At 59.6% G+C, this 13,479-nt stretch carries 12 protein-coding genes and 2 pseudogenes; 7 read left to right on the forward strand and 7 right to left on the reverse strand.

Annotated elements, in window-relative coordinates:
• Positions 1 to 94 precede the first annotated feature (94 nt).
• The 6 genes and pseudogenes from FJ967_RS26995 to FJ967_RS27025 all read right to left on the reverse strand — a co-directional run.
• Positions 95 to 685 (reverse strand): annotated as a pseudogene (locus FJ967_RS26995) (zincin-like metallopeptidase domain-containing protein); the annotation flags it as partial.
• A 2-nt stretch (positions 686 to 687) separates the two neighbouring features.
• A pseudogene (locus tag FJ967_RS27000) lies at positions 688 to 1,347 on the reverse strand (DNA polymerase ligase N-terminal domain-containing protein); the annotation flags it as partial.
• 108 nt (positions 1,348 to 1,455) lie between these two features.
• Positions 1,456 to 1,785 carry a DUF1810 family protein gene (locus FJ967_RS27005; protein WP_140735362.1) on the reverse strand — a complete coding sequence of 110 codons (330 nt, stop codon included), beginning with the start codon at positions 1,783 to 1,785 and terminating at the stop codon, positions 1,456 to 1,458.
• A gap of 655 nt (positions 1,786 to 2,440) precedes the next feature.
• Positions 2,441 to 3,247, reverse strand: a complete 807-nt coding sequence (locus FJ967_RS27015) for a DUF3618 domain-containing protein (protein ID WP_140735363.1) — start codon at positions 3,245 to 3,247, stop codon at positions 2,441 to 2,443.
• A complete protein-coding gene (locus FJ967_RS27020) occupies positions 3,244 to 3,636 on the reverse strand; it encodes a phage holin family protein (RefSeq protein WP_140735364.1) in 393 nt (130 codons plus the stop codon). The genes FJ967_RS27015 and FJ967_RS27020 overlap by 4 nt, the downstream gene beginning before the upstream one ends.
• Positions 3,633 to 4,244 (reverse strand): hypothetical protein, encoded by a 612-nt coding sequence (locus tag FJ967_RS27025; protein WP_140735365.1) that lies wholly within the window; start codon positions 4,242 to 4,244, stop codon positions 3,633 to 3,635. Before FJ967_RS27025 ends, FJ967_RS27020 begins: the two co-directional genes overlap by 4 nt.
• Positions 4,245 to 4,562: 318 nt before the next feature.
• On the opposite strand from FJ967_RS27025, the gene FJ967_RS27030 reads away from it, so the two are divergent.
• The gene (locus FJ967_RS27030) at positions 4,563 to 4,742 is read left to right on the forward strand and encodes a hypothetical protein (protein ID WP_140735366.1); all 180 of its coding nucleotides are present in this window, start codon (positions 4,563 to 4,565) and stop codon (positions 4,740 to 4,742) included.
• A 786-nt stretch (positions 4,743 to 5,528) separates the two neighbouring features.
• Here FJ967_RS27030 and FJ967_RS27035 read toward each other — a convergent pair.
• On the reverse strand, positions 5,529 to 6,446 hold the full coding sequence (locus tag FJ967_RS27035; RefSeq protein WP_181176157.1) for a hypothetical protein: 918 nt from the start codon (positions 6,444 to 6,446) through the stop codon (positions 5,529 to 5,531).
• Between the two features lie 355 nt (positions 6,447 to 6,801).
• Between FJ967_RS27035 and FJ967_RS27040 the strand changes: the two genes are divergently transcribed.
• The 6 genes from FJ967_RS27040 (at position 6,802) to cyoA (ending at position 13,477) form a co-directional block, all read left to right on the forward strand.
• On the forward strand, positions 6,802 to 7,974 hold the full coding sequence (locus tag FJ967_RS27040; protein ID WP_140735367.1) for a glycosyltransferase: 1,173 nt from the start codon (positions 6,802 to 6,804) through the stop codon (positions 7,972 to 7,974).
• A gap of 2 nt (positions 7,975 to 7,976) precedes the next feature.
• The gene (gene glf, locus FJ967_RS27045) at positions 7,977 to 9,119 is read left to right on the forward strand and encodes a UDP-galactopyranose mutase (RefSeq protein ID WP_140735368.1); all 1,143 of its coding nucleotides are present in this window, start codon (positions 7,977 to 7,979) and stop codon (positions 9,117 to 9,119) included.
• A gap of 45 nt (positions 9,120 to 9,164) precedes the next feature.
• The gene (locus tag FJ967_RS27050; protein WP_140735369.1) at positions 9,165 to 9,686 is read left to right on the forward strand and encodes a ferritin-like domain-containing protein; all 522 of its coding nucleotides are present in this window, start codon (positions 9,165 to 9,167) and stop codon (positions 9,684 to 9,686) included.
• A gap of 690 nt (positions 9,687 to 10,376) precedes the next feature.
• The gene (locus FJ967_RS27060) at positions 10,377 to 11,246 is read left to right on the forward strand and encodes an MBL fold metallo-hydrolase (RefSeq protein ID WP_140735370.1); all 870 of its coding nucleotides are present in this window, start codon (positions 10,377 to 10,379) and stop codon (positions 11,244 to 11,246) included.
• Between the two features lie 340 nt (positions 11,247 to 11,586).
• Complete coding sequence (locus tag FJ967_RS27065; RefSeq protein ID WP_140735371.1) at positions 11,587 to 12,039, forward strand: YidB family protein; 453 nt, start codon at positions 11,587 to 11,589, stop codon at positions 12,037 to 12,039.
• A gap of 421 nt (positions 12,040 to 12,460) precedes the next feature.
• On the forward strand, positions 12,461 to 13,477 hold the full coding sequence (gene cyoA, locus FJ967_RS27070; protein WP_140735372.1) for a ubiquinol oxidase subunit II: 1,017 nt from the start codon (positions 12,461 to 12,463) through the stop codon (positions 13,475 to 13,477).
• The last annotated feature ends 2 nt before the right edge of the window (positions 13,478 to 13,479 follow it).

Below are 13,479 nucleotides of genomic sequence, written 5' to 3' on the forward strand. Positions count from 1 at the left end.
TCTCTCGACCTCCAAACCCGTCACAAAGACCGGCGCAGCCCTCTCACTCTACGTACCGCGCCGCACACGGAAGATCCGAGGTACGTGAGGAGGATCACGCCGCCCTTCTGTCGATGTCGGTCTCATCGGCCTCGCCTGTGCCCGTCCTGGATGCGCCGTCAGGTTGCGGTAGGAAGGCAAGCAGCCAGTCGGCCGCCTTGCTGGCCCGCGACGCGGCACGCACGATCGCGCGGTTGTCTTCGCGCAGAACCTCAAGCCAGGAGGCCAGGTAGTCGGCGTGGCGCACGGTCGGCACGATGCCAAGCGAGGCGCAGCAGAAGGCTGCGTTCATCTCGGCGACCAGTTCCTCGAACGCATATTTCTTGGTGCCGAAGGCGCCGCCGAGGTCCCGGCCGACGCGGGAGGGATGGCCGGTCGCATGGCCAAGTTCGTGCAGGGCGGTGCGGTGCCAGTCGATGGTCTCGAAATAGGCCTGCGGGGGCGGCACCCGAACATAGTCATGCGCCGGAGCATAATAGGCGCGATCGCCACCGATGCGGAAATCGATCCCGGTCGCCTTGATCAGCGCGTCGGCGGCGGGCTCGATCAGTCCAGGCTCTGGTGCAGGCGGAGCCACGGCCAGATCGTCAGGCAGATTTTCGCATTGCGCCACGTTGAACACGATGAAGCGCTTCAGGAACGGTATGCGCTGCTATCCCAGACGGCATCTGCCCCCATGTTGCCACCTTGCAGCATGAACGGCTTTGGCTTGCGACCTTTGCCTGCCGCTATCGCTTCCATGGTTCGCCCGGACGCCACCGAGGTACCATTGTCATCAAGAATGGCAGCGCCATTTGCCTCGACGGCAAATTCGTCTCGATGCTTGATCATGAGCCAGTTGGTTCGCTTGCCCCGTTCCCGGTCATTGGCCATTCGCACCAGCACGAAGCTGCCATGCAGCCGCTTGCCTTCAAGCCTGAACTTGAAGTCTCCCTTTGCCAGCGCCTGTTCAGGAGTCTTCTTTCCTTCGGGCTCCCAATAACCGCGGTCCCAGAGCATGACCGATCCCCCGCCATACTGGCCCTTGGGGATCGTCCCTTCGAAGTCGCCATAGTCCAGCGGATGATCTTCCACTTCGACGGCGAGCCGCTTGTCATGCGGATCCATAGAGGGACCACGCGTCACGGCCCAGGATTTGAACACACCGCCGAGCTCAAGACGCAGATCATAGTGTAGCCGCGTGGCGTCATGTTTCTGGATCACGAAGCGGCGGCGATCCGACGGTTGGACTTTGGCCTGGCCACTTGGTTCCTGCGTCTCGCGAAAGTCGCGCTTAGCTTTGTATGTGGTGAGCTTGTCATTTGCCATTGCGATGCCCAAAAAAGGATTGTGGGATCAGGAATGTCTAAGACAAGCGCATGTTCCGAAAGCTCTCGGCGAAACCCTCAGAGTAGCAGAGTGTCCCCTCGCCTGACGTCATTGGTCCCGCTGACCGCGGATGCTCAAAATCTGCAGCGACGCACCATCCATTTGGCCGACGAACCAGTGGTCAAGGGCCTCACGGAACAGGTTTTGCGGGACCGAAGACGCCAGAGCAAACAGCGTCATCGAAGAATGAAACTTGAGATCATCGGGCGAACCGAAAATTTCGTGGACCGACAGGTTCTTTGTTGCAAGGACTGTGCGCGTCGCGTGACAAAGGCGCGGTCCAAGAACCGAATGCGCCAAATAGGCACTCGCCTCATGGAGGGATGCAATGCCGTATAACCGTGCCGACACTGATGATCCAAGGCGGGTCGGACGCAGTCACATTCCCGGAGAAGACCGAAGGCAAGGATCAATTCTTCACAGGCGGATATGAAAGGCGCGTCATTTCTGATGTCGGCCATTTTCCAACTCGCGAGGCCCCGGCCGAGGTTGCCCATCTTTTGATCGACTTTCTGCGCGGCTAAGTCGATCTGCAAGTAGCGCGACATCTCGATTAGGACAGCGGTCTATTCCTCGGGAAGACGATGACCTGAGCGAAGAACTAAGCCTTCGGCCGTCGTTCCACAGCAAGAGATGCACCGGTTTCCTGCTCCCGACTCATTGGCGGATCTCGTCAGCCAATTGGTCGAGAACTTCTGTGGTCCCGACGGGGAGCCAATCCGGGAACCGTTGCTATGGATACGCGAGGGTTGCTCCCAGATGGACCGGCCGCATGCAGAGCATCTCGTGCTCTTCGAAAATTTGATCAGGTGGTCCGCGCATAGGGCGAAAACTAGGATCATCCGCGGGGTCGCTGGCGCCGTCGACGATGACCGATGAGCGTTTTCCTTTTAGGTGTTGTCCACCGCGCCACAGTGGATCCGATCTGTCGAGTACCACGACGCCCAGGGCCGGCGGCATTCCGAAGCAGGTGGGAGTGGCGGTCAGAATCACGTTCGGCTCTTTTTCGGATGAGGACCAAATTCGCACCCGGCTAAGACTGTTCCTGCCCGGAATCGGAAATCCGTTCGCGCACCGAATCCCCGGCCCTGTCAACTGCAGACCTGACGATGTCGCCGAACTGGTCGGCCATCGTGCCTGCTTGCATGTCTTGTGAGCCAGCTTCCTGCTTGATTGTCTCATAAGCTTCGGCTGCAACTTCCTTCGCCTCATCAAGACCTTTTTTCAGCGTGGCCTCGGCCTTGTTACGAAGCTTATCTCCATAGCTGCCCAGTTGCTCATCCTCCATTGCGGTGTGGGGCAGCATGGCACCTATCGCGGCACCTATGGCGAGACCGACCGCCGCGACGGCCAACGGCTGGTCATTCAGCAGCTCCTGACCTGAGCGGCCGGCCTTTGCAGCCATGTCGCCAGTCGCCGATCGTGCACTGGCCATATTGCTCTCCAGTCTCTCGGCTGTGCTCGAAACCGTATCGCCGACGGTGCTTGCAGCGGATGAAAGCGATTCAACAGCACCCGAGAACGCACTGCCAAAGCCGCCCGCCCGCCCTTCATCATGTTGCCCACGCGCCGAGGGACCACGGGAATTCGAGATACCGCTGCCGAACATCAACCAAGCCAGGCCCGCGCCCACCATGGTGACCGGCAGGGGATTATCCCTGACCTGCTTTCTAAGATTGCTGAGCATGGCTGAGCTTTCTCCTCTGGAGAAGATTCCGGTGAATTCGTCCAGCAATTGTCCCGGGGTCATTTTGCCTCGAATGGATTCGGCGGTTTCCACCACCCTGGCACGCGCGGCCTCCGCGTCGCGTTCAAGTTCGGCTGCGGATTTCCCGTTCATCTTACTTGCTCCTTGATCACACTCGCGTCGCGCCTGAGTTGTTCCTGGGTTCGATCAGGAGTGAGTTCGGAAGGCGCCATGCTCGCCATCCCGTTTCGCAGCAGGATGGCGCCGAGAATTGCCACGACCCCGCCTACCAACAGGGAGGACCAGCCGGCGCCTAGCCCCGCCCGCGTCAAGGCGATGACGAGTGCCTGCAGCAGCACGAGTAGCGCCGCGAGTAGGCAGATCGCACCGCCCAGCACCTCGGCGGCGCCCGTTCCAGCCTTGGAAAGCTTCTCGGACAGCTCTGCGCGCAAGAGCCTGGTTTCGGTCTGCACCAGCGTGGTGGCGTGGTGGGCCAAATCAGTCACCAGGGTCGCGAGGCTGGGATTGTCTTGCGTGTTCATCGTTCTTGCTCCGCATGCTGCTCGGCGACATCGTCGCTGATACGGTCATCTCCCCAAGACCCGTCAGCCGACTGGTCAGCTGGTTGAGCAGTCTGCGAGTCGGTCTCTCCCGACGCATCCTGAGGTGCTACCCGGCTTTCTGGCGGAGAAGCCTTGATAAATCGGCCGAGGGCCAGTCCTGCCAACACCGACCCAGCAAGAAGGACACCCGGATTTTGGCGGCCGAAGGACTGCACATCCTCAAGGACCTGTCCGAACGGCTTGTGCTTCAACGAGGACGAAAGCCGCTCCAGACCACCGGCGGCGTCCAGAGAAAATTTCGAAGCGGTCCTTTCATCGTTGTTGGCCAGGTGATCGCTGGCCGCGCGCAGCGCACCACTCAATGCCGCAAGGCTCGATGCGATGTCGCGCTGCGCCGCCTCCGCCTTGTCGGAGATGACCTGCGTGGCTTCTGTTGCGTAGTCGCCGGCCTTGCTGGCCACTTCGTCGCGAGCATCGTGAAGCAATTCGCTTGCACGTTGTTTCTCTCGAAGAAGCGTGTCTGAAACTTCGCTCTTCACCTTATCAAATTCAGTGGGCTGCAAGCCTTGGCCATCATCATGCTGCATGGGTCACCTAGTGAAAACCGAGAAAGGAGAGGACCGCGAGCACGACAACGATGAGACCGATGAGATAAATGACACTGTTCATGAACTCGTTCCTCCGTACTCCCGAACTTCGATTGGCCAGAGATGTTCCATGAGCAAGGTGCATTTGCGATGGGCGCTCATTCGACGCGTGTCGTCAGCAACACCGCAGATCAAGAATGGCGGCCTGTCCCGCCGAGTGCTGCGGGCCAGGCAATGGACCGCAATTGCGCTGGATACCCCGTTCGACGCCTCAGGCAGCGCTACTGATGCCGCGATCGCTGCCTCAGCGACCTGGCGATGCCGGCGTATAGCTATGTCTTTCTGTCGAACAGGCGGGTGGGCCACATTGGCCTGCGTTTCCTCGATAGCTCCGACGGGATTTTGTCCGGCCTGCTCAATGCCTCTGCCGTTGTTCAGCCGAAGATCTGCGATCCCGGCTGCATCCAGCCCGGCGCGCGCCTGCAGCAAACGCGCTAGTTCCGAGCGCAGCCCGTCTCCCTTGCGCCGGAAAGCAGGGATCCCCGTCGTCGGGTACCGCGGACTTTCCTCGTCTGGTCTCCTCGAAATCGACCGATAGCAACTATGTTGCGCTGCCGTCGCGAACCCCACACCGGCCCGCCCTCCCGCGGATGCAGAGGCACATCGTTGACCGAGATCGATCGCCGACCGGTGTGCCTAATCATGGGCACCCCCAATCTTGGGTGTTTTGCTGGCGTTTCGCACGCCGACTCATCATGGTTTTTGAATATCTATACGCTTGTCCGGCGCCGGCCGGCCTGTCGGGAAAAGGATTGCTCTGGCGGCTGTATCCGTCTGCCGCGCCTCCGAACACAAGCACTGGACCATCATCTGCATGGCGCAGCCGAGGGGCGCCGCATCATCGGGCCGAGGTGCGGGTCGGGCAAGATTATCGTCACCGCGTTTTTTCCCTTCCTTCGCCGAGAGACTCGATCACGTCGTCCTCCGGCGCGGTGTGTACTGCTGTATCGAGCACCTGCATCTTCACCCGCAAGCATCCCGAGACGGCTCTGCAGTTGGCGGAGAAATGCGAGCCGGGAGACTCTCGGACCGAAGGGCCGAGGCGGCGGCGTCATTTAGGTCCCTAGAGGATGCCGAGCTCGCGGTGGCGGACGCATGTTCCCTCGTTCCGCACGAGCAAACACTTGACTGGGACCTCGTACCGGAACGTCTGGCATCAGCGGATCTTAAGGCGCACGACAATAGCCGTTCGGGCGAACGCGGATGCTGAATGGCTGCCTGGGATCATGCAACCTTTGAAAACAGAGCGACGTCACATTTGGCCAAACCGTAGCGCCACCGATGGTCGGTCGTAGCGACCCGGCTCTGGTAAAACAATGAAAGCTGGCTGCCTTCGATCATCACTGTCGAATGGCCGTTCTCTCCAGGTTGGCCTGGTTCCAGCACCGGGCCAATCGAGACGTAAGGCCCGCCAACCTCATCGGCGATGGCAAAAAACACCCGTTGCCGGTTTCCCCTCAAGCCATTCGGAAGAAAGCAAGTGGCATTGAGAAGCACTCGGCCGTCAGGCAACTCGATCAGTTGCGCGCCCTCGATGCCCCATTCGTAGTCGGGATCATCTCTGGTGTTGTGGTGAGGGACCTCATTGTGGTCAAGGATCTTGCCGATCCGCTTCCAGGGACCGAACCAGGAGTCGGACTGGCTGCGCGCCAGATAAACGTCGGGCTGCGGGACCCTGGTGAATTTTGGCATGGCCGAATAGACCAGGTAGCGCCCACCGCCGATGACTGCGGGATGCGGATCGTAAATGCCGTCCTCCTCCGTGTCCGGGATGGCGAGAATAGCCGGGCTGAGCACCACCCAATGGAACCCGTCGTTGGAAACCGCATGTTCGCAGCGGCCCCCGGACCTCATGAACTCAGTCTGGATGAACATGTGGAAGACGCCGCACTCGTGGATAACTCCGGGAGCCGCGACACCCGTGCCGTTGATGGGGAGTTCTATAGGTTCATGTTCGGCCCACGGCCCATAAAGATCCGGCGCTGTTGCATGCAGGATCCTCCACGTCTCGGTGGTGACGGTGCCGCTTGATCCGAAGACGTGCCACAGAGTGCCATCGAAGACAGGACACGGGTCCTTGAGATCATCCACGCTCAGTGGATGAAACAGCGGAAAGACGTTGCTGTCAAAGTCGATCTTCATATCAGCCCCGGAAACCGCCTGGCACTCGCTCTTGCGCGGCGAGGCAGGCGAATCAATTGATCTGCTGCACATTTTATAGCCGACGAGTTCAACTCAAATGCGGCAAGGCGGTTCTCCCCGGCAATTCCCTTTGCTCGACACGCTTTCACCTACGCTGGAGCTCCACAGCCGCTTTACCAGCCAACCTGATCTCCGCTTCGCTGGGCGAAGACTGGCTATCCATCCCACCTTGGAACAACTCACCTGATTGAGAGTTAGGAGCGCTACCGAAGTTTATTTCTCCTCGATCGCGATTAACAAACGTTAATCGCGACCTAAATAACTATAAATGAATATCAATTAGAGGAATACGTCAATGGAAGCAGCCTTTGGCCGGGTGACCGATAGTAAAAATGTCCCTATCGAAAGTCTTTTGATCTGCTTTTCCCATTTGCGATGGAATTTCGTTCATCAACGTCCGCAACATCTCCTCACTCTCGCTTCCGGGCATAACAGGGTAGTCTACTTTGAAGAACCTGTTTTCGAAGAACTGTCTCAGCCGCTGCTGCGGACCAGCGAGGCATCGCCAGACATTCTGGTTGTGACGCCAGTGCTGCCGCTTGGCATGTCATCTGCCAAAGCAGATGCCGTCCAGTGGAGATTTGTTCAGCAGACCATAGCTTCTATGCCGTACGGCCGGCTGATCGCTTGGTACTACACGCCGATGGCTCTTCGCTTCACGGAGTACCTCGACCCAGACATATGCGTCTATGACTGCATGGACGAACTCTCCGCGTTCAAGAATGCGCCTCCCGAACTGGGTCAGATGGAAAAGGCCCTCCTGCGCCGCGCCGATGTGGTTTTTACCGGTGGGCTAAGTCTCTTCGAGACCAAGCGTCATCTGCATCATGCGATCTTTCCCTTTCCGAGCAGCATCGATGTGAGGCACTTCCACACCGCAAGACGGCCAGGAAAGGACCCAACCGATCAGGCCGACATTCCATCCCCGAGGGTTGGGTATTTCGGCGTTATCGACGAGCGGCTGGACGTCGATCTCGTGGCACTGGCGGCAAAGACCATGCCGGACGTGCATTTCATCATGCTCGGCCCGGTCGTCAAGATCGACCCTGCAAGCCTGCCTAAGGCCGAAAACCTGCACTGGCTGGGCCCGAAAGCCTACTGCGATCTACCCGACTATTTGCGCCATTGGGACGCCGGATGGATGCCGTTTGCACTCAATGAGGCGACCCGTTTCATAAGCCCGACCAAGACGCCCGAATTCCTCGCGGCGGGTCTGCCTGTGGTCTCGACGGCGATCGTCGATGTCGTGCGCAGTTACGGCGCCGCCGGGCTGGTGGAAATCGCCGACTGCGACGATCTGGAAGACAAGCTGCGCTCGGTTCTTTCACGACCGCGGCAGATGCTCCTGCAGCAAGTCGACGCCTATCTCCACGACATGTCCTGGCAGAAAACGTGGACTGCCATGGCCGATCACATCGAGGGCGCCTATCAACGCAAGAAGGTCGTCCCGCTTCGCAGGAGAGCATAGCCATGTTCGACTGGCTGATCGTCGGCGCAGGGTTTGCCGGTAGCGTGCTTGCCGAAAGGATAGCGTCGCAGCGTCACGAAAGCGTTCTCCTGATCGACCGCCGCAGTCATGTCGGGGGCAACGCCTATGATTGCTACAATGAAGCCGGCATCCTTATTCATCGCTACGGGCCGCACATCTTCCACACCAACAGCCAGGCCATCGTCGATTACCTGTCTCAATTCACCGAGTGGCGGCCATACGAACACAGGGTGCTGGCTGCGGTGGACGGGAAGCTCGTTCCCATCCCGATTAATCTCGACACGATTAACCGCCTTTACGGGCTGGACCTGACCTCAACGCAGCTGGAGGATTTCTTCGCCTCGCGACGCGAGACGGTAGAGGACGTCCGCACGGCCGAGGACGTTGTCGTCAGCACCGTGGGGCGCGAGCTCTATGAAAAGTTCTTCCGCGGCTACACGAGGAAGCAATGGGGCGTCGATCCCAGCCAACTGAGCAAATCGGTGACGGCACGAGTGCCGACCAGGACCAACCGTGACGACCGCTATTTCAGCGATAGCTTCCAGAAGATGCCGGCCGGCGGGTACACGCGCATGTTCGAACGCATGCTCGATCAGCCGAACATCAAAATCATGCTGCGGACCGATTTCCGGGAAATTCGTGATCAGATACCGTTCAGACGCATCATTTATACCGGCCCGATCGACGAATATTTCGGCTGGCAGCTTGGGCATCTTCCCTACCGCTCGCTCCGTTTCGAGCACGTTACCCTGGACCGCGACGAGTTTCAGCCGGTTGCCGTCGTCAATTATCCCCAGACGGAAGATTACACGCGCATTACCGAGTACAAACATCTGACCGGCCAGCAGAGCTCGCGTACCAGCCTGACCTACGAATACCCCACGGACATCGGCGACCCCTACTATCCGGTCCTGCGGGCTGAAAACGAAGTGCTCTACAAGCGCTATGAAGCACTCGCGGCAAGCTGCCCCGACGTGTGGTTTGTCGGTCGGCTTGCAACTTACCGCTACTACAACATGGACCAGGTGGTCGGACAGGCTCTGGCCACATTCGCGCGCATCCAAAAAAGCGTCCCGGCCTGGGCGCGCACAGAGGGGCCGTTGTTGGCCGAGCCGGGAAGATAGGTTTCGAAGCGGGAGATCGGGCGGGAATCAGAAAGGAGAAATGCAATGGACACGCACTTCAACTCGGAAAGCCGAGAAATATTCATCGTTGGGTTGCGCAACGCGCACGCTATGGAAAATCAGGCGCTGTCGATCATGAAGCCTCAGGTCGAGCGCATAGAGAACTATCCGGAGGTGGCCGATCGCTTGCGCCGGCACATTCAGGAAACCGAAGGCCAGATCACAAGACTCGAGTCCGTCCTGGAGGGCCTCGATGAGGAGCACTCCACTGTGAAGGACACTGCCTTGTCCATGCTTGGCAGCGTTGCAGCTATGGGCCATTCGATGGCCGGCGACGAGATCATCAAGAACAGCCTGGCGAATTTTGCGTTCGAGAACTACGAGATTGCTGCTTACAATTCTCTGCTGGTACTCGCCGAGGCCGGGGGCTTCCAGGATGCTGAAGAGGCCCTTAAGCAGAATCTGAGCGAGGAGGAAGCGATGGCCGATTGGCTCAAGGAAAACCTGGGTGAGGTCACGATGCGGTATGCCAAGCTGCGAGAGGCCGGGGCGACCGCAAAAAGCTGATCCACAGGCGGGCAGCGTTTCCAACAGACGCTCGCCCGCCCCGAGGCGCCGTGTTCACGGCGTCGTGTTCGCCACAAAGGCTTGCTGACAGTTGCATCTGCTGCGGGTTTGCGCTGGTGTTGCCGCCCTCAGCCTGGATGACGGAAAACAAACCCACCTCCGCATGTCGCGAATTGTCCCAGCCTGGGTAAGCGGTTGTCGGGAACAAGCACATACCCTCGGTCGAGGCTCCAGATCGCGCAACGCACTTCGTCGCAGACATAGTGGAGCCAAGCCGGGGTGGAGCCAAGCCGGGCCGCCCGACGCCGCCGAGCCGGTCCCGGCAACGAACATCGGCTTACCTTACGAAAAGCAACTTCGAGCAACATTTCCGACAAGCGCGTCCCACTTCGGTCATTGGAAGCCTCCTTTGCATGTCGGCTTCGAATTCGGCTGCCGTGTTCGCACCGGAAACCGCGATGGCAAGATAGCGCAACCGATCGGGGCGCGCGCCATCTTCGCTCAGTCAGCGTCCTTGCGTGATCGGGTTATGCCAAATCGATTGGCCGAGCCTTTGTTTCGGTGGTGGACTGTCGGCGATCCGGGAGGCGAATGAGGAAGGAACAAGGAGGGCCGTACCAAGTTCGGGGCGATATACCACCGCCGCCGATGAACTCGAGCGGCTGCGCAGCAACAACAGAGGCACGGATCATGACCGTTCAGATTCGACTTTCCGAGATCGACCACGCCAGGCGCGAGGATCATGGCGACGGCGCCTGGAGCATCGCACCGGACCTAGGCTATTTGCGGCTGGCGATCGTCAACGTCGTGTTCTTCGGCGCACCGCGCAGCGGAGATCGGAATTGGGTGCTGATAGACACAGGGTTGCCGACGTCTCGGAGCAGCATTCTTGCAGTCGCGGAAAAGCGGTTTGGCACCAACGCGCGGCCTGCCGCGATTATCCTGACTCACGGCCATTTCGACCATGTGGGAACGGTTCTGGACCTCGCGAATAAGTGGGATGTGCCCGTCTTCGCGCACCGACTCGAGCATCCCTATTTGGACGGAACCGAATCCTATCCGCCACCCGATCCCTGGGTCGGGGGCGGACTGATGGCGCTGCTTTCGCCGCTCTTTCCACGCGGGCCAATCGATCTTGGCAACCGTTTAGAACTCTTGCCCGCCGACGGAACGGTCCCCGGAATGCCTGGATGGCAATGGCTGCACACACCCGGGCACGCGCCTGGGCACATTTCCCTCTGGCGCGAGGAAGACCGCTCGCTGATCGTAGGGGACGCTTTCATCACCACCGGTCAGGAGTCAGTCTATGAGGTCGCCGTTCAGGATCTCGAGATGCACGGTCCGCCGCGCTACTTCACGCCGGACTGGGATGCGGCGGAAAGATCTGTGAAGCATCTGGCCGCCCTGAACCCGCAGATGGTCATCACTGGACACGGTGCAGCTGCCGCCGGAGTGGGCATGCGTAAAGCTCTTGACAGCCTGGCTGAGCGCTTCACGGTATTCGCCGTCCCGCCGAGATTGAAATTCGTACGCGAGCCAGCGACGGCTGCAAATACCTGACGCTTGCGAGCCGCCTTCGTTCTGAATATGGGCACGTTGGGCAGACACCATCTCTCGAGCAGGTAGTTATCCGTAGAGAATCGCGCGCCCATCGTCGCCCACAACTGTGACAAGCGGAACAATTCGGGGAGGCGCCAGTTAGGGCGTCGCTCACCGCAGGGCGACTGCGGTCAGCCCCCGCAATCCTGCGTCAGGATCAGACGTCACATGGAACACGAGTACCCTGAAGGAGGCGTCCTCTGCCAGCGAGCCGGCCGGCAAGAAGTGTTCTTGCCCACACGCGTCGGCATTCGCCAGGACTGGCATAATCCGCACATGGCCCCAACCCGTGGAGGAACCAATGGCAAATCTCGGAAGATTGGCTATCGCGATGCTTGGCGTTCTGGCTTACCAAAATCGTGACAAGCTCAGCGAGTTGATTCCGGAAGCGGGATTCCTTAATCCAAACGACCCGCAACGCAGAATTCTGGCTCAGATAACAAATGGCGTGTCCACGGCTGACCTTGGTGAGATCCTCGACCAGTTGAGGGAGGTGGGGGCAGGATCGAAGGTCGATTCGTGGGTTGGCAGTGGGCCAAACCAGCCACTCGAGCCGAGGGACGTCGAAGCGGCAGTGGACGAAGGGACACTCACGTCCATTTCGATGCAGACGGGTCTTGCGCGCGAGGAGCTAATCAGAAGGATTACGAGGGATCTACCTGAGACAGTCGATGACATGACGCCGAACGGTGAATGGCCGCCTGAGCCGACACAGGGCTTGGATAAATCCATCCTGTTCGACCATGTATCTTAGAGACGGCCAGGAATGCAGCCGGCCAAGGTAGGGTCATCGGGCCAGCTTCAACCAGTCAGACAGCCTGCAACCGCAAATCCAGCGGCCTTTGGAAAGCTTCACCCTGTCGCGGCTTCCACCCGCTTGCATGGGATGGTCGACTTACCCGTACTCCATCGCTGCCCCGCCAATTAAAATTTGTGCACGAGCCAGCGACGGTCAGAAATAGCTGAGCCTGACTGCCACCACTGTTCCAAATTCGGCCAGGTCGAAATCCGGGCGGGTGGCACCAGATAACAGCGAACTGCTCTTTCCGGAATCCGCTCGATCGCCGACGACCAGCACAGGCGGAACAAACCTGGGAGGCGCCAGTTAGGGCTTTCGTTCGGCGGAGGGCGGCCCCGGCCATGCGCCTTGAAGTTGGTTCAGAGGAAAACTTCAGATGGAGAGTGCGAAGAGCTCGTGCCCCACAGACGCGTCCTTTCCGGGATTGCTGGCGAAGTTAGTACTGCTGCCATCCGGCTGCATGCTGATGCGGCTACTGGGTTGGATTCCCGCAATCGCAATCTTATCGAGTTGCGCGGGCGGCGTGCTCGACCCGCAGGGCCCCGTTGGCTCGGCCAACCGCATGATCCTCTTGAACTCACTGGCGGTGATGCTGGTGATCGTTGTTCCAACGCTTGTTGGACTCCTGGCAGTCGCCTGGAAATTTCGCGCCTCCAACAGCAACGCCCCCTACGACCCGGACTTCACCTATTCCGGGCGCATCGAGTTGATCGTCTGGTCGATTCCCACGCTTACCATCCTTTTTCTTGGCGGGCTGATTTACTACGGATCCTACCAGCTCGATCCGCGCAAACCCATCCTCTCCGCGCAGCCGCCGCTCGACATTCAGGTGGTGTCGCTGGACTGGAAATGGCTGTTCCTCTATCCCGAGCAGGGCGTGGGCGCTGTCAATCAATTGGTTATACCCGCCGGCGTTCCGGTGCATTTCAAGTTGACTTCGGCCAGCGTGATGAACACATTCTTCGTGCCCCAGCTTGGCAGCATGATCTACGTCATGAACGGCATGCAGACCGAGCTGCATCTGCAGGCCGACCGCGAGGGCAGCTTTTTCGGTCAGTCGGCGCACTTCAGCGGCGACGGCTTTTCGGATATGAACTTCAATGTGAGCGCGGTCTCAGCCGATGCCTTCGCCCGCTGGGCCTCGTCGCTGCGTGGCGGCGGCGGCGTGCTCAACGCCAATGCTTATCGCGAACTCGCCCGGCAAAGCACAGACGTGGCGCCAGCTTCCTTCGGTCATGTGCAGCCTGGGCTGTTCGACGCAGTCGTTCGGCAGACATTGCCGCCGGGTCCGGGGCCCGCTGAGAGCGCCGCGGGCGGCGAGTCACAGGCGAGCCCAAAGGCATTACCCGCGGCGGCGGCGCCGATGGCCCATCATCTGCAAGGGGAAGAATGACG

Source organism: Mesorhizobium sp. B2-3-4 (assembly GCF_006442315.1).
Lineage (GTDB): Bacteria > Pseudomonadota > Alphaproteobacteria > Rhizobiales > Rhizobiaceae > Mesorhizobium.